15 protein-coding genes and 1 tRNA gene are annotated in these 24,811 nt (G+C 26.0%); 8 read left to right on the plus strand and 8 right to left on the minus strand.

From position 1 onward, the window contains the following. The first annotated feature begins 143 nt into the window (after positions 1-143). Positions 144-1,052, plus strand: a complete 909-nt coding sequence (gene miaA, locus NLO413_RS01335; RefSeq protein WP_045808759.1) for a tRNA (adenosine(37)-N6)-dimethylallyltransferase MiaA — start codon at positions 144-146, stop codon at positions 1,050-1,052. Between the two features lie 363 nt (positions 1,053-1,415). Here the strand turns inward: miaA and NLO413_RS01340 are convergent, their stop codons facing one another. Together NLO413_RS01340 and NLO413_RS01345 are read right to left on the minus strand one after the other, a co-directional pair. Then, a complete protein-coding gene (locus tag NLO413_RS01340) occupies positions 1,416-2,090 on the minus strand; it encodes a VirB8/TrbF family protein (protein WP_045808760.1) in 675 nt (224 codons plus the stop codon). A 1,055-nt stretch (positions 2,091-3,145) separates the two neighbouring features. After that, positions 3,146-4,450, minus strand: a complete 1,305-nt coding sequence (locus NLO413_RS01345) for a DNA recombination protein RmuC (protein WP_045808761.1) — start codon at positions 4,448-4,450, stop codon at positions 3,146-3,148. 434 nt (positions 4,451-4,884) lie between these two features. Between NLO413_RS01345 and serS the strand changes: the two genes are divergently transcribed. Beyond that, the gene (serS, locus tag NLO413_RS01350) at positions 4,885-6,156 is read left to right on the plus strand and encodes a serine--tRNA ligase (RefSeq protein ID WP_045808762.1); all 1,272 of its coding nucleotides are present in this window, start codon (positions 4,885-4,887) and stop codon (positions 6,154-6,156) included. A gap of 283 nt (positions 6,157-6,439) precedes the next feature. On the opposite strand, the gene NLO413_RS01355 is transcribed toward serS, so the two are convergent. From NLO413_RS01355 to yihA, 4 genes are all read right to left on the minus strand, one after another. Beyond that, positions 6,440-7,624: a dicarboxylate/amino acid:cation symporter gene (locus NLO413_RS01355; protein ID WP_045809340.1), complete on the minus strand. Its 1,185-nt coding sequence runs from the start codon at positions 7,622-7,624 to the stop codon at positions 6,440-6,442. A gap of 64 nt (positions 7,625-7,688) precedes the next feature. After that, entirely contained in the window at positions 7,689-8,516 is an 828-nt protein-coding gene (gene hemF, locus NLO413_RS01360) for an oxygen-dependent coproporphyrinogen oxidase (RefSeq protein ID WP_045808763.1), read from the minus strand. A gap of 858 nt (positions 8,517-9,374) precedes the next feature. After that, positions 9,375-10,346, minus strand: coding sequence for an acetylglutamate kinase (gene argB / locus NLO413_RS01365; RefSeq protein ID WP_045808764.1), 972 nt, complete (start codon positions 10,344-10,346; stop codon positions 9,375-9,377). 73 nt (positions 10,347-10,419) lie between these two features. After that, entirely contained in the window at positions 10,420-10,998 is a 579-nt protein-coding gene (gene yihA, locus NLO413_RS01370) for a ribosome biogenesis GTP-binding protein YihA/YsxC (RefSeq protein WP_045808765.1), read from the minus strand. Between the two features lie 139 nt (positions 10,999-11,137). On the opposite strand from yihA, the gene prfA reads away from it, so the two are divergent. After that, positions 11,138-12,214 (plus strand): peptide chain release factor 1, encoded by a 1,077-nt coding sequence (gene prfA / locus NLO413_RS01375; RefSeq protein WP_045808766.1) that lies wholly within the window; start codon positions 11,138-11,140, stop codon positions 12,212-12,214. Between the two features lie 498 nt (positions 12,215-12,712). Here the strand turns inward: prfA and NLO413_RS01380 are convergent, their stop codons facing one another. Continuing rightward, positions 12,713-14,245 carry an acyl-CoA carboxylase subunit beta gene (locus tag NLO413_RS01380; RefSeq protein WP_045808767.1) on the minus strand — a complete coding sequence of 511 codons (1,533 nt, stop codon included), beginning with the start codon at positions 14,243-14,245 and terminating at the stop codon, positions 12,713-12,715. Between the two features lie 900 nt (positions 14,246-15,145). Further along, positions 15,146-15,952 carry a bifunctional DNA-formamidopyrimidine glycosylase/DNA-(apurinic or apyrimidinic site) lyase gene (mutM, locus tag NLO413_RS01385; RefSeq protein WP_045808768.1) on the minus strand — a complete coding sequence of 269 codons (807 nt, stop codon included), beginning with the start codon at positions 15,950-15,952 and terminating at the stop codon, positions 15,146-15,148. A 132-nt stretch (positions 15,953-16,084) separates the two neighbouring features. Between mutM and NLO413_RS01390 the strand changes: the two genes are divergently transcribed. The 5 genes from NLO413_RS01390 (at position 16,085) to NLO413_RS01410 (ending at position 23,495) form a co-directional block, all read left to right on the plus strand. Next, positions 16,085-16,155: transfer RNA gene (locus tag NLO413_RS01390), tRNA-Thr, on the plus strand. Positions 16,156-16,606: 451 nt separating this feature from the next. Continuing rightward, positions 16,607-17,647, plus strand: coding sequence for a hypothetical protein (locus NLO413_RS01395; protein ID WP_045808769.1), 1,041 nt, complete (start codon positions 16,607-16,609; stop codon positions 17,645-17,647). A gap of 131 nt (positions 17,648-17,778) precedes the next feature. Continuing rightward, the gene (locus NLO413_RS01400) at positions 17,779-18,885 is read left to right on the plus strand and encodes a hypothetical protein (protein ID WP_045808770.1); all 1,107 of its coding nucleotides are present in this window, start codon (positions 17,779-17,781) and stop codon (positions 18,883-18,885) included. Positions 18,886-19,889: 1,004 nt separating this feature from the next. Further along, on the plus strand, positions 19,890-21,287 hold the full coding sequence (gene gltX / locus NLO413_RS01405; RefSeq protein WP_045808771.1) for a glutamate--tRNA ligase: 1,398 nt from the start codon (positions 19,890-19,892) through the stop codon (positions 21,285-21,287). Between the two features lie 1,140 nt (positions 21,288-22,427). Beyond that, positions 22,428-23,495: a hypothetical protein gene (locus NLO413_RS01410; RefSeq protein ID WP_045808772.1), complete on the plus strand. Its 1,068-nt coding sequence runs from the start codon at positions 22,428-22,430 to the stop codon at positions 23,493-23,495. Positions 23,496-24,811: the final 1,316 nt, after the last annotated feature.

A 24,811-nucleotide genomic window follows, 5' to 3' on the forward strand; every position in this document is an offset into this window, starting at 1 on the left:
ATCAACTCTATAAATAACATGTATGATATTGACAACCTATTTTATACTTCATAAGAATAATCATATAAAATATCATAACAAACGCTTTTCTTATAAACAGATAACGTTATATATTATTTATATCCATAATCAAATATTAAAAAATGCACAATATATTAGTAATTACTGGACCAACAGCTTCTGGTAAATCTAAAATTTGTTTAGAAATTGCTTATAATCATCGCTGTGTCATTATAAATTGCGATTCAAAACAAATATATCAGGGAGTACCTACTATAACAGATCAACCAACTATAAATCAATATGTTGAATACAAATTATATGGATATGTCTCTCCAGAATATAATTATTCTGTTGGTTTATGGTTACAAGATGTAAAAAAACAAGTATTACATGCATGGGATCAAAACTTACTTCCTATCATTACAGGTGGTACAGGTATGTACATTAGCAGCTTAATTAATGGACTATCACTAATACCTTCAATTAACCCTAAAATTAGGCATAAAACTAGAAAATTATTTGAAGCTTTAGGAAAAGAAGAATTTTATCAATTACTCATAAAAAAAGATTATTTAGCAAATAATTTGCATCCAAACAATACTCATAAAATATTACGAGCTTTTGAAGTTATTGAACAAACTGGAACATCAATATTTACTTGGCAAAAAACTAAACGTCATCCCTTATTTAATAAATATCACGTATATGTATTACTTCCTAATAGAGAACAATTATATAAAAAAATTAATCAACGTTTTATAAATATGATAAATACTTCTGCAATAGAAGAAGTAAGATATTTACTATCTCTTAACCTATCCCATAATTTACCAATTATGAAAGCTCATGGAGTACCAGAAATAATACAATACTTAAACGGTAATATAAGCCTTTTGCAAGCAATAGAAATTGCTCAAAAAAATACTCGTCAGTACGCAAAACGTCAATACACTTGGTTTAAAAATCAACTTTCTACTGCTACATTCTTTAACAACCGCAATAAACTTATTGAACATATCCAAACACATATTAATACTAACCTAAATTAGAAAATTTACAAAATATTATGCTCAATACAACTAATATGCAAAAAATTTACGCACCAGATTGACCTAAATAATTATAAGCAATTAACTTACTAATCATCAAATATTAAGGTATATCTTTTCAACATAAAAGAAGCCATCTTAATAACATAAATTTTTAATAAATAATAATGTGTCATGTAAAAATAGGTAACATTAAAATTATTTCTATAATGATCTCCAAATAAATGGCTTAGCATTCAAAATAAATATCTAACACAAAATTTGCCTTATGTTCCTGTATAAAAAAACTATCTACATAGTAAATAATTACATTATATATAATCTAAAAATTATATATAGGTTATGTGTCAGCTCCATAATCACTTAATCTACATATCTATAACTATGCACAGTAAATTCTAATGGCATAACACCTGATACAGCCATTTTTATATTAGATAAAGAAAAATTAATTTGTACTGTAAAAGTTTGTGACTTCACTACAGCTCCACTTACAAAATATTTTTTATGAGCTTTAATTATAGCACCACTCAATGATGATGATCCCTTTTTTAACAGTGTTACATTTTTAATATTAGTTTCTATTTCTACAACCTTAGATGGATATTTAGGAATCAAATTCTGTATAATATTAAATTCTATAGCATCTTTAAATGCTAAAAATACTTTCCTTGAAGAATTATTCTTTATAAAATTAAGCTGGTTATCTAGCTCAACGTTAGAATAAGATTCATATCGTTTAACATATTGACCAACAAGATAATTTGCAAGAAGTACTTCTTCACTTTCTTCATTGTTATGGCTCAACTTTTTTATTTTTGAAAATTCATCACTATAACGATCTGAATATTTTATAAAAGTAAAATCTTTTTTTATTGGAAACAAAGAATATATATTAATCATTAATGCAACTAGAAATACTAGTAAGATTAATACAATGCCAAATAACCATGATCTTTCTGTAGCACAAAATAAATATTGATCACAATACCAATCTAGAGCATCATCAAAATATTTTTGCTTGTTAAATTTTTGCATATACTTACAGCCTTTCCGTTTATTAAAACGTTAAACATACACTTTAAACATGTAAAATCATAATAATAAATAATTATAATTGTATTAAGTATAAGCACTTATTTATAATGTAAAAACCTTTTTTAACTTAGCATCTATATATAGATACAGAAAGCTATATAAAATACATTATATGGTATGAATTTACATATTAGAATCTTTATATAACATAACCCCTTATTAAATTTATTAATAATTCATCACAATATTATCATACAACTACACGTTTGTTTATTTAACACTTCTTTTAACTATATAATAATATTACCATTATTACGTAAAATACTTCTAAAAATATACAAAAAATATTACAGAATTAATTCCTTATAATTTCATCAATTTATTTAATAACATACAAAATAGATTATTATAATAAACCTTTTTACCTTTTCAATATTGAAACTATCAGCATAAATATGCTATTTTATACCTATAGCTCCTTATTTTCGTACATAGCTTCTTCATTGCTTCAAACTATATAATCTTTGCTATTACTAATTTTTGCTATTTATAATTTATATATATAATGATAAAAATTTAGTTATAAAATAGCACTTAAATTTACTACATGTTACGAAATAGTAAAAGTTTTCTTATTAAAAAACTCATATACTACTTACACTTTTTCAGATAATAACATTTGCTAGACATAATAATATAAGCACCTTTAATAAACAATAAGGCTATTACTATCAAAATCACTACACATATTTTACATAATATAATTTTTAATAATTTGTAAAAATTAAATAATTTTAAATAAACATTTGTAATTAATTCAATGCATTAATTTATCATTTTAGTAATATAACGGCTACTGTTTATAGCGCTAACTTAAAAAATACCTAAAAGCTATTTTAGCATATCATAATGTTATCTTAATTGTCTTATAAAAAAAAGTAAAATTTTTAATAATTATATGTATTACATAACTATAAATTTTTTATAGCAAAAAATCCTTTAGAAATATCTTTTCAAATTCTTAAATTTATACATTGAACATAATTATATAATCTCTACTCTATACATTCCAGCTTCTTTGAAGCTTTTACCCCAAGAGTTTTTAAATTCTGAGTACGAGATAAAATATTACCGTGTCCCTCTGATAATTTTTTCATAGTATCACTATAAACACTATTTACAACATCAATTTGCTTACCAAGTTTCTGCATATCAGTAATAAATCCTACTATTTTATCATACAGTGCGCCTCCCTGACGTGCTATTTCTAAAGTGTTACGATTTTGTCGTTCCAACCTCCATACAGATTCTATTGTCTTAAGAGTTGCAAATAAAGTTGAAGGACAAACTATAACTACTTTTTTGCTCCAAGAGTATTCATGTAAAGTCATATCTTTTTGAATAGCAAGAAAATATGCTCCTTCTATAGGAATAAACATCAATACAAAATCTGGAGTATTACAATTATCAATATTTTGATATTTTTTTTCAGCAAGAGCATTAATGTGAAATCTCAAAGATGCAGTAAATTGCCTTAAGTGCATTACCTTTGATACTTCTATTTTTTCAGCACAATATCTCTCATAATGAGTTAAAGAAACTTTTGAATCTACAATAACATGTTTATTTTCAGGCAAAAGAATAATAACATCAGGATATTGCCTATTACCTTCTTCTCCTCTCAAATTCATGCCTGAACTTTGTAGTTTGTAATCTTGATCTTTACGCAATCCAGAATCTTCTAGCATTTTTTCTAATATTACTTCACCCCAATTACCTTGAATTTTTACTTCACCTTTTAATGCATTAGCTAAATTTTCAGCCTGTAAAGTAATTTTTTCATTAGCCAAAACAATACGCTGTATTTCATTTTTCAATAAAAACTGATCTTTATTATGTTCAATAAATGTAGTCTCTATTTTTTGCCTAAATGCTTGTATACTATCTCTAAGAGGATCAAGAATATTATTTAAACTTTCTCGTGATATTCTATTAAACTTATCCGTTTTTTCATCAAAAATGCGATTTGCTAAATTTTCAAAGTGTAATCTGTATTTGTCATCAATTTTTTGCACAAAGTCAACTTTATACGCATGAAAATTACTCTCTAAATTCTTTTTTTCAATTTCCATTACAATGTACTGATTATTAACACTTTGCAATTCTTTTTTCAAAGAATCATTTTCACATTTTAAACATAAATTTTCACTTTCAATCCTTTTGATTTGCTCATCCATTAATTTTTTATTAGTATTCAAAACTTCATAATCAACTTTAGAAATTCGGGTTTTTAAAGCAAGTAAATATGCAATAACAATAATTAATGCCCCTTCTATAAGCAATGCTACTACAATACTCATTACACCTTACTTTAAACGCCCCTAAAATACTATAAATAATATTATAAAAATAAAAAATCTATTTATATAACTCCAATATTTATCCTAAATATCAGTATGCATATATATAAACAATTATAAAAATAATCCCGAAAAATTTGATAATGCAATGCAAACTGCTATAATATAAAATAAAAAATTATATCATTCTAATACTTATCAAAGTATGCGTATATAAACAATTATAAATTGTAATTTTAAAAAATTTGATAATACAATGCAAGTTGCTAGAATAATATCTAAAAATAAAAAAATTATATCATTATAATTTCATAAAAGTATGCCATAATATAAACTTTATAAAAAGTAATCCTGAAAAATTTGATAATGCAATGCAAGTTGCTATAATAATTTCTCAAAATAAAAAAATTATATCATTCTAACATTTAAAAAATATGCATAATATAAACTTTATAAGAAGTAATCCTGAAAAATTTGATAATGCAATGCAAAGCCGCAATCTTGCAAAAATTGCTCATAAAATTATTACACTAGATTTCATAAAAAAACAATTACTTACCCAATTATATGAATTACAAAGAGAGCACAATAAAATTGTAAAAGAAATTTCGCTTTTAAAAGGTAATAATATTAACTGTGAAACACAAATACAATTATCAAAAGAGCTTATAACAAAAATTAAAGAAGTAGATAATAAGCTAAAATCTAGTAATGAACTAAATAACATTCTCAACAATCTTCCAAACATTCCAGACACTAAAGTCCCTATCGGAAATGATGAGACTCATAATATTGAAATTAGAAAACATGGTAAACCGAAAATTTTTGATTTTCAAATCAAAACTCATTATGAAATAGGAGAAAAATTAAATTTAATGGATTTTAAACAAGCAGCTAAACTATCCGGCTCAAGGTTTGTAATTTTAAAAAATCAACTAGCACAATTGGACAGAGCTTTAGTCAATTTTATGTTAGATACACATACTCAGGAATTTGGATATACTGAAATATCTCACCCTATACTTGTTAATGAAGTTACTATGTATAACGTTGGTCAATTACCAAAATTCTCCAAAGACTCTTTTAAAACTACAAATAATTTTAGATTAATACCTACCAGTGAAGTTGCATTAACAAATTTAGTATCAAATACAGTTATTCCGTTACATGATCTTCCTTTAAGATTTACCGCTGCTTCTCAATGTTTTCGCTCTGAAGCAGGAAGTGCAGGACGCGATACCAAAGGGATAATACGACAACATCAATTTAATAAAGTAGAATTAGTAAGTATAGTTGCTGAAGATAAATCAGAAGAAGAATTAGAACGAATGGTAAAAATTGCAGAAACCATTTTACAAAGATTAGAACTACCATATAGAGTAGTACTTTTATGTACTGGAGATATGGGATTTTCTGCAAGTATGTCATACGATCTAGAGGTCTGGATGTCATGTCAAAATAAATACAGAGAAATTTCTAGCTGTTCTAACTGCAAAGATTTTCAAGCACGAAGAATGAATACAAAATATGTTACAGTTTGTAATAATAATAAAGTAAGTACATTTGTACATACTTTAAATGGATCAGCACTAGCAATAGGTAGAACAATTGCTGCTATTATAGAACACTATCAAAATAAAGATGGCTCTATTTCAATTCCATATGTATTAAGAAAATACATGCATAATCAAGAAATCATACAATAACTTTTTCGATATCAAACTTGCACTAGATATACAATTTCTACAATATATCTATTTATTTATCTATTACAAAAAGTTAAACTAAATTTATATAGTTAATGTAAGACATTACACTACAAGCCATTGTTAACATCTTGCTTAAATCACAATAATACAATTAATACAAACTATTGATTACTCTTATACAATCATCTATCTGTTTATTATTAAAATGGTTATAGCTCATTTATAATGACTTAGTATGAATTTTACGTTTATTTCCAATAATATAATAGAGATAAAATAACTATAATTCACCTTTATATTCCTTATCAATAATTTTCGTAACACAAACATCTGACCATACATTTAATGCCGTCTCAAACATATCTATTATAGCATATATTGGCAATATTACTCCCATTAAATTAATTGGTATTTTCATTGATGTCAGACAACTCATAGAAATAAAATAACACCCCATTGGTATTCCAGCATTACCAATAGCAGCACCTGTAGAAATAAATATCCATAAAAACATTTCCCACGTAGAAAAACTATGTAGATTCATTTCAGATACAAAAAAAACTGTAGTCAGTATAAAAGCTGCACAAGCATTCATATTAATTGTAGTACATATCGGTAACACAAATGACGTCAACTTGCTTGAAACTTTAAGATTATTATTTACACAATCAATGGTAGTTGGTAATGTAGCAGTAGAAGATTTAGAAAAAAATGCTACAATTAAAGCTGGCATTACGCCCTTTACAGTACTAACTACAGGTATACTTTTAAGCCTCATTAGCAATGGTAATGTTATAAATGCTTGAATAAAATTTGCTGACACTATGCATATAATGTACCTTACTATATTAGAAAAATCGTACGCACTTTTTATGGAAAATAAAAAAGTTGTAATAAATGCCCAAACTGCCACCGGCATAAATTTTAATATTAATTTTGCAATCTCCAACAAGGTATCAAATAATGCAGAAAATATTTTATGTAAAATTTCACGTTTTTCATTAGGAATTGCAATAACTCCACTTCCTATTAAAAATGCTAATATAATGCATCCAACAATATTATTATCTAAAAAGATTTTAACAAAATTATGTGGCATTATTGATATTAAATAAGATAAATAACCTTCACTATTTATTTCTACACTATGTAGCAAATTTAATGCTTTATTTTGTTCTGAAGGATTTACTATTAAATATATAATAAGAGCAGTAGTAGATGCACAAATAGTAGTAAAAAGAGTATAAAAAACAATTTTTCTTAACAGCTTTTTAATTTGTACTACGTTTTTTAAACTGGAAATTGCAGTAATAATAGACAAAAATACTACAGGTAAACTAACTAATTTCAACAAATTAATAAAAATATCTCCTATCACTTTTGCACAGTTAAAAACCCATACACTATGAACATAGTAAGCTAATACAGCAAATCCTATAGCTATAGGAATCTTTAACTTATTCAATACATCTTTCATAAAAAACCAATTTTACTTATTAATATAAATTATCTCAACATTACAAAATACCTTATTCCCATTTTACTAAAGGAGGCATTGACATCATAATAGCGTCAGGATTACCATGTGTCATAATACCAAATCTTGTTCCACGATCATAAAGTAAATTAAATTCAACATATCGACCACGCTTTATTAATTGAAATTCTCGCTCTGCTGTTGTCCATTTTTTGTACATATTTTTACGCACTATTACTGGATACACTTCTAAAAAGCATTTACCCACTTCTTGAGTATAAGTAAAATCATGATCCCAATTTCCTGAATTAAGATAATCATAAAATATACCTCCTATACCTCTAGACTCTTCCCTGTGGTGTAAAAAAAAATAATCATCACACTGTTTTTTAAATTTTGGGTAATATTCTAAATCAAAGTTGTCACATACTTTACGTAAAGCTTCATGAAAAAAAAGTTCATCTTCTTTATTGTAATATGTAGGAGTAAGGTCAATACCCCCACCAAACCAACTTTGTGAAGTACAAATAAATCTAGTATTCATATGTATTGCAGGAACAAAAGGAGAGCACATATGTGCTACTACAGAAATACCACTAGCCCAAAAATTACATTCATTACTTAGCGCTCCAGGTATTTCACCAGCAAAAATATCATCAAGTTTACCATGCACTCTAGAAAAATTTACACCTATTTTTTCAAATACTTTTCCATAAATTCTTATATATTTTCCACCTCCACCACCATTTCTATCCCATTTCTTAGTACTAACAATGGGTTTACAATCAGAAAAATCCTTCTCTATAGATAAACATTTATTAATAATATTATCTTGTAATTTTTCAAACCAATAAGCAGCTTTTTCTTGCTTTGTTATCATAAGTTAAACCTTCCTTATAAAAAGAATATATTTATTAAGATCAAATCTAATCCTAACGATGTCTTACAACAATCTAATTAACAACCAATATACGTTTGCATTATTATTCAGTATGACTATTATTAAACTCACATTCTGCCTATAATAACTAAAGCATACTAATTTTATATAACATTGAACACTAACTAGAATACCAATTCTAAATAATATCCAAAAAAATACACACTATTAATATAATGACAAATGATTTAGCATCCAAAATTAGTCTTCTTCTATGTTATACAACCTCCTTTATTTATCAAAAAATTCCTTATTACAGCACAATTACTTTCATATCTATAAAATATATTTATGTGTTATAATATATAATAGAAATTTTTAAATCATAATAATAAGTTAATCTGTAATTTCACATTATATTAGGCACTAAAAAATCACTGCTTAAAAAGCAACGTATCATTACAGAGTTTTAAACTCTCATAAGTACACTTAATAAGCATAATGCTATTTTAAAGACAATTCATTAAATGGAGCAATATCATAATTTTTTCAATACATAATAGTATTTGTATTAATTTATTGCTATTTATATGTGCTGCTCAAATGTGGTTAATACTATAAAAAGATAATTAGCAACTTTTGCTTAGAACTTAGACCTTAATAAAAAACTTAATTTTCCAACATTAGGTAACTTATGATGTCAACATCTATAATAATTTTAAGCTCTAGCAAAATACATTTGCCTTCGTGATTTATATAAACAAATTACATTTTTTAATACCAAAGCAATATCCATTTCAAAAAAATAGCAACCCTCAAAAACTTATTATTACCAACTAATTAACACCTAGGTTTAGTTTAATCATTATGTGAATCACAGTCTAGTATCATAGTACCTGTTCCATGTATAGTAAATAGCTCCAATAATAACACATGGGGTATTGTTCCATTAATAATATGAGCTAATCCACAAGTTTCTTTAACAAATTTAACACACGCTTGTAATTTTGGAACCATTCCTTCATTTGCAGCACCATTGTATATTAACTTTTCAGCTTCATTTACTGAAACTTCAGAAAGCAATTTTCCATTATTATCATTTATACCATTAACATTTGTTAAAATAATTAATTTTGCTGCAGATAATGCATTAGCAATCGCTCCAGCAACTAAATCAGCATTTACGTTATAAGTCGCACCGTTTTCACCACTACATATAGGTGCTATCACAGGTATAAAATCAGATTCTTCCATAAAAAACAATAAATCTGTATTTACTTCACTAGGTTCTCCTACAAAACCTATATCTAAAATTTTTTCAATATTATTTGACTGATTATCTTTAAAGGTGCAACAAATTTTTTTTGCTTCTACTAAATTAGCATCTTTTCCACTTAACCCAATAGCGTAACCTCCTGATTGACTTATCAACTGTGTAATATTCTTATTTATCAAACCACATAATACCATTTCAACAATTTCTAATGTCTCAGCATCTGTAACTCTTAAGCCATTAATAAAAGTACTTTCTTTACCAAATTTTGTTAAAACCTCATTAATTTTATTACCTCCTCCATGGACTATTATTGGATTAATACCCAATTGTTTCAACAAAACTATATCATGAGCAAAACTTTTTGATAAATTCTCATCTATCATAGCAGCCCCACCATATTTAATGACAAACGTTTCGCCTGAAAACTGCTGTATATATGGAAGAGATTCTGATAAAATTTTTGCTTTACTTAACCACTCATCATTTTTATTAAATTGCTCAACATTTAATTCTACTCTTTTATACTTATCATTTGAAATATTTTGTAATTTCATAAACTAACTCCCATTCGTTAACCTCCTTTATTATTTATATAACATTGTCCAATACTTACATTGATTATTCAGATCACTTTATCATGTTACAAACTAACTCTTTTATTCCCTTCCTATCTTTACTACTAACAGCCATTACTGGATCAAGAACATAACTTAATCCTAGTAATCTATCTTTTACAGCACATAAAACATCAGATAATTCCTTACATGATACTTTATCAATTTTTGTCAAAACTACATAATAAAATATTTTATGAACTTCTAACCAATTAATGAAATCTAAGTCTATTTCCTTCATTCCTACTCTAGAATCTATAAGCAATATTAATTTTTGTAAAGTTTCCCTATTTAATAAGTAATACTCCATAAGACTAATGTAATTAATAATTAAGTTTTTACTTACTCGTGCATAACCATATCCCGGTAAATCAACAAGCATCATAGATCCCTTATTAATTAAATAAAAATTAAGCTGTCTTGTACAACCAGGTAATGATGATACTCTTGCACTTTTTTTATTTTTAGTTATTGCATTAATTAAACTAGATTTTCCAACATTTGACCTACCAACAATTGCAGTCTCCGGTACTAAAGAATCAGGAAAAGAGCTTTTATTAGTAGCCCCAACAATAAATTTACAATCTAACATTTAAAATTTTACTTTAACTATATTCAAAATAATTACTGCTATAATTAAGATTTTACAATTAACTTTATCAGTGCTAAGATAAAGCGCTAGCATTATAATAACTTTAATAACATAATAACCTTTTTTAGTCCATAAAGCTATGAGTTTTGAACATAATCTAGAAGAATTATCAAAGAAGTTCCATCAACTAAAGAATAAGCTAGCCAATCCTAGCATTTTAAGTGCTCAAGAGTTTGTTACTGCATCAAAAGAATATTCAGACTTATTATCCATAATTGAAGTCTTAGATCAATATAATGCTTTAAAAAAAGAAATCTCAGATTTAGAAGAACTAGCAAATAACGATCCTGAGCTTCGTGCTCTTGCAAAAGAAGAATCTCAAAATAAACAAAAACAACTACCTAAATTAAAACATAAATTAACATTATCATTATTGCCAAAAGACAAAGATGATTCGCGCAATGCAATATTAGAAATTAGAGCAGGTACAGGAGGAGAAGAAGCTGCGCTATTTGTTTGCAATTTATATCGCATGTATACAAAGTATGCAGAAAAAAAAAATTGGAAAATTGAACAAATAAATATATCAACCACTGGTGTAGGAGGTTATAAAGAAGTATCTTTGTGTATCAGTGGAAATAATGTATTTGCAAGGCTAAAATTTGAATCCGGAGTTCATAGAGTACAAAGAATTCCAGAGACTGAATCCTCAGGAAGACTACATACCTCAGCAGCAACAGTTGCAGTACTGCCTGAAGTTGAAGATATAGATTTAAAAATTGATGAGAAAGATTTAAGAATAGATGTATATCGCTCCAGTGGACCTGGAGGACAATCAGTTAATACTACTGATAGCGCTGTACGAATTACCCATATACCAACCGGAATTGTAGTAATTCAACAAGATGAAAAATCCCAACATAAAAACAAAAGTAAGGCTTTAAAAGTTTTAAGAGCAAGATTATATGATATTGAAAAACAAAAAATAACTAATACTGTATCTGCAATGCGTAAAAACCAAATAGGTTCTGGTGATAGATCTGAACGTATTAGAACATACAATTTTCCTCAATCTAGAATTACAGATCATAGAATAAACTTAACTTCATATAAACTTGACTATATAATCAAAGAAGGAGATCTTGATGAATTTATCAACGCTTTAATTGCTGAAGATGAAGCTCGAAGATTAAAAGAATGCTATACTGCTAGTTAATATTTTATAAATGATACGCACACCAGTCACTTAACATACAAATACTTTGAGCTTATAGTTATTACTGCATTATATTAGCAAAATCATTACAATATCTATCTTAAATCAAATAATAAATCATAATAGCTACTCTTCAAATAAATTCAGCTTATATAATTATAAATTATGCTTCTATACAATAACAAAAATTCTATAAAGTTTTTTTACCACAAACTCTATTCACTATAACATTGCAATCTTTCTACAAATACAATACCTCTTTAAATTTTTACTCTTTAACTCTTTAAATGTATCATTTCCTATATTCATCACCATCATATAGCAATAAAAACACTTCTATAACATTTAGACAACTTAAATTAAAAAATCTAATAGAAATACTGTATAACTTTATCAAAAAATTATTTTTCCATTATTTCTTCATTTCTACAAAATAAGTATATGTAATTGGCTATAAATTTTTAAAATATAAATATTATTTTTTACAATTAGAAGTAATCATAATGGTAAATTATCATGCTTTCGAAAAACTCTATCTACTTTCTTATTCTTTAATAATTCTAATGCATTATATAAATACTTTCTTGTTTTCGATGGCATAATAATATCATCTATAAAGCCTCGTGAAGCTGCAACATAAGGATTAACAACTTTGTTACGATATTCTTCTACTAACTTATCAATTTTATTTGGATCATTTTCAGAACGAAATATTATCTCAACAGCCCCTTCAGAACCCATTACTGCAATTTCAGCACTAGGCCAAGAATAATTTACGTCACCACATAAATGCCTTGAGCTCATTACTATATATGCACCTCCATAGGCTTTACGTACTACCACACTAATTTTTGGCACTACAGCTTCTGCATATGCATATAATAATTTTGCACCATGTGTTATAATTCCAGAATGCTCTTGATGAGAACCAGGCATAAATCCAGGAACATCAATTAATGTTACTATTGGTATATTAAAAGCATCACAAAAACGTATAAACCTTGCAGCCTTTCTTGATGAATTAATATCTAAACATCCAGCCAAGTGTTTAGGTTGATTTGCAACAATACCAATAACATTTCCACCAATTCTACCAAATCCCACAATAATATTTTTTGCAAAATCAGGCTTTATTTCAAAAAATATACCCTCATCACATATCTTTTGTACTAATTCATACATATCATATGAAATATTACTTTCTTTAGGAATTAAGTAATTCAAAGAATCATCATCTCTAAATACAGAATCAGTAGTTGAAATAAATTTTGAAAAATCTTGATTATGTGAAGGTATAAAAGATATAAATTTTCGTATTTGCAATAGTGCATCAATTTCATTATCAAAAGCAAAATCTGCAACACCAGTCTGACAAGTATGAACTTTTGCTCCTCCTAAATCTTCCTGTGTTATCTCTTCATATGTTACTTTTTTTATAACATCAGGACCAGTAACAAACATATAAGAACTATTTCGTACCATAAATATAAAATCTGTAAGAGCAGGAGAATATACTGCCCCTCCAGCACATGGCCCCATAATTAATGAGATTTGAGGCACTACTCCAGACATATTAACATTACGCTGAAAAATTTCTCCATACCCTGATAAAGAATCTACACCTTCCTGTATACGCGCACCACCTGAATCATTAATCCCAATAATTGGCACTTTTATTTTTGCTGCGATATCCATTATATAACAAATTTTTTTAGCATTTGCTTCACTTAATGAACCTCCAAATACAGTAAAATCCTGAGAATAAACACATACTGTTCTACCGTATATTTTTCCACAACCTACAACTACTCCATCTCCAAAAGTTTTAACATTACTCATGCCAAAATTTACAGCCCTATGCTCAACAAAAACTCCATACTCTTGAAATGAGTCTTTATCAAGCAATATATCTAACCTTTCTCTTGCAGTTAATTTACCTTTACCATGCTGTTTTTCAATTTTAGATTCCCCACCACCCTTTCTAAGACTTAACTTTTTATTTTCTAATTCTTTTAATACTATAACATCCATTGCATTTTATAATGTAAATTTAATATATATTAACCTTTATCTTACCACATTTTAACACAACAAATAAACTATTATTTAATTAAGTGTCATTATAAAAAAAAATAATTATTACTTTATAATAGAAGAATATTATTTTCTATATCTAAAGTAAAACGACAATTAAGAATACAACTTAAATAAGAAAGTATAACTTTCATCAAGTAAATTATTAAAATATAATCAATATAAGCACATTGGTATCTTAATAAAAGTAAACTATAATTATCTAGTTAAGTATCATTAAGTGATATTCAAAATCTATAAATACCAAGCAAATAACCTGCAATATAATTATTAAGAAATAAAATGCTAGAAAAATAAAAATTTATAACTTTATAGTCAAATATTTATAGAAATTTTACATAGTAATACAACTAAGTTAAGTACAATATCTTTCATTATACATTAAATATAACAAAGCAAATTAAATATAAATCGGTTAGTCATAAAACTAATCCAGTTAATTATTAAGTTTATGATAATAAAATTATAATAATAACAAAACAAGTGTAATTATACAGTTAATTTAACTATATATTAAATTAATAAATTCATTTACATCAATAAATGCTTATAAAAAGTTAAAATTTTACTGTAAACTTATCATGGCATCCTTGATAAAACAAGCTATCAACTTAAATAAACCTTACAAATATTTATTACACATATTTAAACATCCATCGCTAATACATACTGGATCTTTATTAATTTTTTTTCACAAGATATAGTTTTTTCTCATAAAATTTTATAAAATATCAAAATAATAAACTTAAAAATATATTCATTTTTATAACAATACAGAGGCGACAATAGTACTTAATACAATTTAAATACTAAATTTAAACTTATTAAAATAACATGCTAAAACTGACACTTATAACAGAAAAAAGTACTTCTACCACTTTGCTTTATTTTTTGAATTGAAGACTTACATAAATAACACGGCTGCTCCATTCTTCCATAAACCATAAAATTCTCTTGAAAATATCCTCTTAATCCTATAGGAGAAATATAATCTTTAATTGTTGATCCTCCAGCTTTTATAGCACAATCTAGTACTACTTTAGTAGTCTGTGTGATTTGAATACACTCATTAAAAGAAAGAGTATCTGCAACCCTATAAGGTAGTATACGTGCCTTAAATAAGATTTCTGAAGCATATATATTACCTATACCAACAACAATTTTGTTATTCATCAACAAAGACTTAATACTACATCTAGTTAAATAATGTGATAAATAATGTGCATTAAATTCTTTACACAATGGCTCTATTCCAAATTTTTTACAAAAATTTACATATTGCATATCATCAAAAATTGCCACTAATCCAAATCTACGCGCATCATTAAAAGTAACATAAGATTTATCATTCAACACAAATACAATATGATCATGTGTATTAAATTTATAATCTTTAGTATAAAATAACTTTCCACTCATACCTAAATGAATTATTATTCGTTGATGATTACTTAATAAAATAATAATATATTTAGCTTTTCTATAAATATTTAAAATTTTTTGATTAAGAACTAAATCCCTAAAATTTTTTCCCACAGGTATACGTAAATCTGCTCTATGAATAATAACATCAAGCACACTTTTATTTAAAATTTTACCACAAAAAAAACGAGTTATAACCTCAACTTCAGGTAATTCAGGCATCCTGCATGTTACGTTTTTTATTTTTACGACGTGTAATATTTGCCTTTAATGCAGATGATAAATTTTTTTTCCTATCACTTGTTTTTATTTTTTTTGACTTACTCATAGCAAAAAACTACAATTATAATTATTGCCGTTATAGTTCAGAGGTAGAACACGTCATTGGTAATGACGAAACCCAAGTTCAATTCTTGGTAACGGCACTTAAACATAGTGTATATACATACTATACAAAATCAAGTATTAATATATAATACTTAAAAAGCTACATAATATAAAGTAGTAAATATCCATCTTATAGCTTAAAATTTAATAATAATCTCACTAGTACTTTATCCTATTATTGAGCTTATAAGTATATTTACTGATTTTACCAGACAAAAATAAAGCAATATAACTACAAATAATTCCTCTTTACTTTTTAAAATTTTTGCGCATAAGTTTTACACATAGGTATTTTACCATACGTTTCATTAAGAAATCTCAATGCAATATAGCATTATATTTTATTCTTTCCCTTTATGTTTACAGCTATTAATACTGCCTCATATATACTTTTATTATATACAAACTATACTTTAATATTGATATTTACATCAATACAGTATTTATTGTACTATTAATATAGTACTTATAAATAATAGTTAAGATAATATGTTACCGCAAATATTAGGTGAAGATGCTCCCATACTAATGTTTTGGATAGTAAAAGATCCTTCAAAATTACAAGATAATCAACTGCCTCTACCTAATAATCAGAGATATCCTTATAAGCAAAGATTACTAAACTGGGCAATAAAAGAGCCTCAAAGAAAAATAAAATTATATTATATATCAATTGGGTTAAATACACAGCAAATAAAAATGTTACATGACCTTTCTAATCCTGATAGAGGCGGTCAAAGCAATATAGAAATAATAGATTTCATAAAAAAATTTGCACATAAATATGATATTCAATATTTGTATAATAAAAACATTTTTTTTACCTGGAAAATAGATATATCGCGCCTTATTATGCTCACAGAAGAAGGACCAGCAATTTACTTTGATTTTGATATCTTACCTACAGATAAAAAAATTGGAGAAATTACTGTAAATAATAACATAGGATTTGCAATGGGTAAATACAATCTTAATGACTATTATAAAGATGAATGGTTTGACATTTCTGTTCTTGTATCAACAATAAAAGATAATCCTTTTACACGTACAGCTTATCATGCTGCAAATTATATTTGTAATCAAGTAATACATCAAATCTCAGATTACAAAAAATTCATAGAAATAAATATGGCACCAGAACTAGTATGGATAACTTGTTTGTCAATTCCTATTTTTACATGCAACGAATTAAAAAACTGTAATCAAATAATAACAACACTACAAAAATCTAATGAAAGCTTATGCAACAAAATTATAAATATTCTTAGCACAAAAAATAATAGAAAAAGTATTTTATCTGTATATAAGGATAATGATTCAATAATTACACAAAAATTTTGTGCATATGGTAACTTCATTATAACAAGAGATTTTACTTGGATAAGCGAACTTAATAATAAAAATATATACACTAACGATAATAATAAAACAACAATTAAAGTTAGTAATACAGAGCAAGAACATCACAGACAAATTAGTAATGAACCCATTGATAAATTTACCACCCCCCCCCTACTACTAGCGTCATAACATGCGTAAGTCTTTATGTAAATACACAATCACAAAAATTACCTTAATAGCATAAATCACTACCTACATTTGCATAAATGCAGTATTTCTAATATAATTAGGTGATACTCATTCATAGCAGTTAGGATAATATGTTACCAATACTAAAGGAAGATGCTCCAATATTAATGTTTTGGATGGTACATGATCCTTCAAAATTACAAAACAACCAACTACCCCTACCTAACAATCAAAGATATCCTTATAAACAAAGATTACTAAATTGGGCAACAAAAGAGCCTCAAAGAAAAATAAAATTATATTATATATCAATTGGGTTAAATACACAGCAAATAAAAATGTTACATGACCTTTCTAATCCTGATAGAGGCGGTAAAAGCAATATAGAAATAATAGATTTCATGAAAAAATTTGCACATAAATACAATACTCTATATTTTTATGATACAAGAGTTCTGTTTACTTGGAAAATAGATATATCACGTCTTATCATGCTTATGGAAGAAGGACCAGCAATTTACTTTGACTTTGATATTTTACCTACACAACAAAAAATTGGAGAAATTACTTTAAATAATAACATAGGATTTGCAATGGGTGAGCACATTAATTGCAAAACATGGCTAGATATTTCTATACTCGTATCTACAACAAAAAACAACCCTACTATACAAGCAGCTTACAAAGCTGTAAGCTACTTTATCAAAAAATATCTCGATAAAGAAAATAAATCCATTATATACACCTTGAGTAAAAAGTTATACGCTCAAGAGTTCATAATCCATGAACTAGTATGGACAACATGTATGTTAACATCTGCTCTTAAGTGTAATAAACTACAAAAATATAATAAAGAAATAAAAATACTCCAATACTCTAAAAAAAGCTTATACAAAAAAATTATAAATATTCTAAAAACTAAAAAAAATATAGATAATGCATTATCTATATATAATACTGATTATAGTACAATAATCATACAAGAGTTTCGTGTTTGTGGTAATTTTACTATAACACAAGATCTTACTTGGCTTAATCAGATACTTAATATAAAACTTAATATATATGATATAAATAACAACAATATTGAGAATAATAATGCAGAACAACACACTACCACAAATAAATTATCAATTAACTTGCCAACAAATTCAACGTCGTCCCCTTCTCCTCCTACATATTTTAGAACATGCTTAAGTCTTCATGTAAATGCACAATCTCAAATATTGCTTCAATAACCTGTATAATCACTCCCCATAATTACATAAACGCAGTATTTATAATACAATTAGGTAGCACTTATAAATAATAATTAAGCATGTTACTGCAAAATACTATAGAAAATCCCCATACTCATGTTTTAATGGCAAAAACATCTAGTAAGATGACAAGATATCAACTATATCTACTATAACCCTAGAAAGAAACACCCCCTAATTAGCGTAAATAAGCATGTGTGTAAACTCCTTGCTCTTAAATGTACTAAACTACAAAAACAAAAGAAATAATAAAAATACTTCAACACTCTAAAAAAAGCTTACATAAAAGAAATTATAAATATTCTAAAAACTAAAAAACAATATCAATAACATATTATTTATGTATTATAATAATGGTAATAGTACAATAATTATGCAAGAGTTTTATGTTTGCTACAATTTTACTATAACACGAGCCTTACTTGACTTTACAAAACTTAAGCTACAAGCTAAATAGCAATAATATTTAAAATAATAGTGTACAATTCAACTCTTATCTTCCTCCCCATTACAACACGATTAAGCATTGACATAAATACACAATTACAAATATTACCTTATGACTTTTTCCTCTTAATATATCTGAATACAAAATATAAGGTAGTTAATACAAATAATTTTATATTAATTCCTGTCTCTAATAGTAAACAAAACACCTAATACAATAATAAAGTTTACAAAATTTAATACTAGATAATTTTCTATTACTTTGATTTTGATGGTATCATCAAAATAAATTCGGTTATTTAATAAAACTTTTTAGAGTTACTATAAGATTTATTATAAAAAACTATTATCAATAGATAATATTAGTATATACATTATCATTTTCATTAACAAACTCTATATAATTAATTAGCTTATTAATTATAGATTTTATGTAAATCGTAGTTATCATTTTTAATTTTAATCTGTTATATAAATAATCTTAAATTTAGTCTCTTTAGTGTTATAATAATCCTATATTATGATCACAAAATTTTATGGCTAATACAATAATTACAAGATTTGCTCCCTCCCCTACTGGGTATTTACATTTAGGAGGAGCTCGTACTGCTCTTTTTAATTGGTTATTTGCTAAACATTATCATGGAAAATTTTTATTAAGAATTGAAGATACAGACACCAAAAGGTCATCACAATCTATAGTGCAATCAATATTAGATGACTTATTATGGCTAAATATAAAGCACGATGGCAATATTCTATTCCAATCACAAAATATACATAGATATATTAATATAGCACAGCATTTAGTATCATTAAATAAAGCATATTACTGCTACTGCTCAAAACATGAAATAATGCAACAAAAAAAACAATCTAAGCAACAAGGCCTATATTATAGGCATAATTGCCCATGGAGAGAAAATACAAAATACCATCAAGACATACAAAAAGTTATTCGTCTCAAAAGCCCCATTGATGGCATAACAAATTTCATTGATGGGGTATATGGATCCATCACTGTTAATAATGAACAAATGGATGATATGGTTATCCTGCGATCTGACAATACTCCAACTTACCTTTTAGCAGCAGTAGTCGATGACCATGATATGAACATTACTAATGTGATAAGAGGTGCTGATCATATCACTAATACATCAAGACAATTATTAATATATAACGCATTAAAATGGAATATTCCTCACTTCTCTCATATCCCATTAATACATAGTGAAGATGGTAACAAACTTTCAAAAAGAAAGCAGGCATTAGGTATCCATGAATATAAAAAATTAGGAATATTACCGGAAGCAATATGTAATTATCTTCTAAAAATGGGATGGAGCCATGGAAATGATGAAATCATTAGCATTGAGCAAGCAATTAAATGGTTTTCCATCAAAAACATAGGATTATCCCCATCACGATTAGATAATAAAAAGCTACAATTTTTAAATAGTCATTATATCTGTGTTACAGATAATGAAAAAATATTAAAAATGCTTACCCCAATCATAGAAAATAAATTTAAACTACATCTTTCTTTACACAAGGAAAACTACCTATTAAAGGGATTAACTGAACTTAAAAAAAGAGCAAAAGACTTAGTAAGCCTAGCTAAAGATTCACTGTTTTATATAGAGGACATACCTATTACCATAAATCAAGAAGCACAAAATATTATTCATTTAAATATCAAAATAATACCTTTAATAGCCCAACATTTATCAAAAATTGATGACTGGCAAAAAAACCACATACTCGCATCAATTAAAGAATTATCATATACAAAAAATATTGAATTAAAAAATATTTATCATATATTACGTGCAACAATCACTGGAAAAATGAATGCTCCCAGCATACTCGATATCATGGTAATTCTTCAAAAAAATGAATGTATAGAAAGGATCAAATTTTTCATTATTTAAGCATTTATTAAAAATATAATACAAAAATTATTTTAATTTATCATATATCCATAATAATCCAGTATTATTACATATTTTTTAAATTACTTTCGATACAAAATGCTATTAAAGCTTACATTAATAATTAAAACACTCATAAAAATACTGCATTATAGACTTATTGATATTTACTAACTATGATTCAATAAGCTATTACTAATAATAAAAAATATTAACGTATAAATTATAAATACATATCCACTAAAAATACTATTCAACAAGCATTTTTATATATTCACGATAATACACTAAATTTTACTCCATAGTTTTATCAAATAGTACAAACATGCCACACACACATAATATATATAGTACGTTATGTAATAGCACTAGCAACATCTGCTAATAAAACTGATTTATACGCGTTTATATCAATATGTAATAGATTTAATCAATAATGCAGTAATATCAAAGATAGATTCTTACACCTTGTAAGAAAACGTAGCAGGTCTGTGTGAATTAACGTTATTGCTGCTTCAAAAATATCAGATTGTAAAATGAAAATAATACAACTAGATAAGATAATAGCATATACAGCACTTAGCTTTCCTTTATAAAGCTAGAATATGTATGATGTTCTAATTTGATAGTATTAAAAGTTTGAAACTTATTTCCTGCAAGCAGAAAATTTAATGATATTTCTAATCTACTTACCTTATATGCAACTATATACACAATATTATATTATTTGGCTAATTTACATAATTAAAGTGTTAAAGATGCAAGTTTTCATATAAAACTTTGAATAGCATAATAAGCTTAATTATGATATGTTAGTAGTACACATTAAATAAGCTGCCTTCACAATTAATAAATATCAAATATATATTAAGTGGATACTTATAGCACAAATAGTATTTATAAATAACCTGAGCTTATATATAAAATATTCTAGAATAAAGATTATTCTACCTACCGCATACATAGAGCATCTAAATTTGCCATCAAGTATTTACATTAAAAGCAGTAAAATAACTGATCTAAACATGGTAATATTACTATGTAACAAAATTTTACTATAAAAACAATTTTTTTATTATTTTATTTACATTAACACATTGGATAATTACTATATACTTATAATAGATAAAGTGAAAATAAATGTTACATACGTATTTACCAGAAAATGCTCCAATTTTAATGTTTTGGATGGTAAGAAATCCTTCAGAATTACAAGAAAATCAACTTCCTTTACCTAATAATCAGCAATATCCTTACAAGCAAAGATTGCTAAACTGGGCAATAAAAGAACCACAAAGAAAAATAAAACTATATTATGTATCAACAGGATTAAATAGACAACAAATAGCAATGTTAAACCACCTTTCCGATCCCAATAAAGGTGGAAAAAACAATATAGAAGTAATAGATTTTATACAAGTATTTTCATACAAATATGATCTTAAATATCTTCATAATAGAAAGATTCCTTTTGCTTGGAAAATAGATATGGCACGCCTTCTTATGCTAATAGAGGCTGGTCCAGCAATTTATTTTGATTTTGATATTTTACCTACAGATAAACAAATTGGAAAAATTATTGTAAATAATCATATCGGATATGCAATGGGTCAAGATATTGCTGACAATAAATTACTAGATGTTTCCGTAATTGTCTCTACAGAAAAAAATAATTCTGTTATACGTGCAGCATATGATGCTGCAAATCATTTTTGTAGTACAATTGTGAAAAATGATTCGACAATGTTAGATAAAGTATTAGAATTATTAGGGCTAAAAGTTTTATATCCAGAACTAGTATGGCTAGCATGTATATCAATCCCTGCTCTTATGTGTAAAAACTTACAAAATTGCAATGAAACAATAATAAAATTACAAGAATCTAATGAAAGCTTATATAATAAATTAATATATATCCTAACTAATAATCAGCAAAGTAATATTATATATGCATATTATAAGAATGAACGTATAATGCATAACTTTAATTGTAAAGGTTTTTTCAAAATTACACGAGATCTTACTTGGTTAATGCCACAACATAACAGTATATATGCCACAAGTGAAAACAATCAAAATAGTCATAGTAACACTGAAAAACCCGCAAGCACGCCTCCTAGTGCTAATTTTACAACATGTTTACATGTAACCACGGCCATGGATACCTCACCCCCCCCCCAACACATTATAACAAAAATGATATCATAGTAATTTTACTCAAGATAAGTAGCATAAAAACACTTGATATAAGTTTTTTAATAGCATCTATTTATAATATTAAATATTATCACGTAAGGTATAACTTACAATTATTCACTAAACCCATGATAGTTATTTATATACAAACTTTAAAATTACAATACCCTACAATTGAAATAATAATGACCTCTATTACTAAATAAGCTATTCTAATTTAAAATCATTAGTCAAATTTAAAAAAAATATTGTCTTAATTGGTATATTGTATTGCAAGAAAATAATAAGTGCCATAACTGCATTAAACATATGTTAAGTAACATAGATTTACATATTAAGTTTTTTATATCAGTACTATAAATAGTAAAAAATCTTTCACTGTTACAAATAATCCGTTTTCCTACTTCATTATCCACAAAAATAAGCATTAAATTAAATACAAAAAGCCTACAAATCATATAAATAGTAAATTTATATATAATAAACCCCTACATACACAATGTGTTTTACTATTAAACTCACTTATATCAATAAATTCTTAAAAAAAGTCAAAATTTTTATGCATCACTACATATAGTATTAAAATAACCAAAAGAATATAAGACTACATGATTTCTAAATTTATATAAATTGCAGACAAACTCATATAAAACCCGTAGATTTGATTATTACTTTGCTAAAAAATATGATTTATCTTAAATAAAAAAATTCTTTTTTTATGACATGATACATCATCGTACTTCTTATTATTTAGTTCAGCTCAGATTTTTATACCTTACCTACATATTCAAAATTAGTACAATATCAACAAATAATAATATTAGATGCATAATAAAAAAGTAATATAAAAACTATTTACTCAGCACTTTTGTTATGATTCCTCCTTTAACATATCATGATACATGCTATTAAGATAGCTTATTATTATGAACAAAAATGCAATATAGCTGTAAAAAATTAACTTTTAAATTTTTGCGCAAAGTTAGTTATATACACAGTTCTTACTATAATGTATAATAAATCAATATAAATGTAGTAAAATCAAGAAAATACAAGTTTATAATAAGAGAAATAATAAAGCTATTTCACAGGAATAAGAACCTATTATCTATAATAATAAACATAATGCATATTTTAAAATATTTAAATAAGCTTTATATTAAGTATAAGCTTATAAAAATAAAAAAACTTATAGCAATAATGAATCAGATATTATATGTAATACACAAAAACTAATATAAAAACATGTATATTAAAAAAACAAAAATTCAAAACTTAAATTATATTATCAAATATAAACTTAAGTCCTTAACATAAGGTATTAAAAT

It is taken from the genome of Candidatus Neoehrlichia procyonis str. RAC413, from assembly GCF_000964795.1.
Classification (GTDB): Bacteria; Pseudomonadota; Alphaproteobacteria; order Rickettsiales; family Anaplasmataceae; genus Neoehrlichia; species Neoehrlichia procyonis.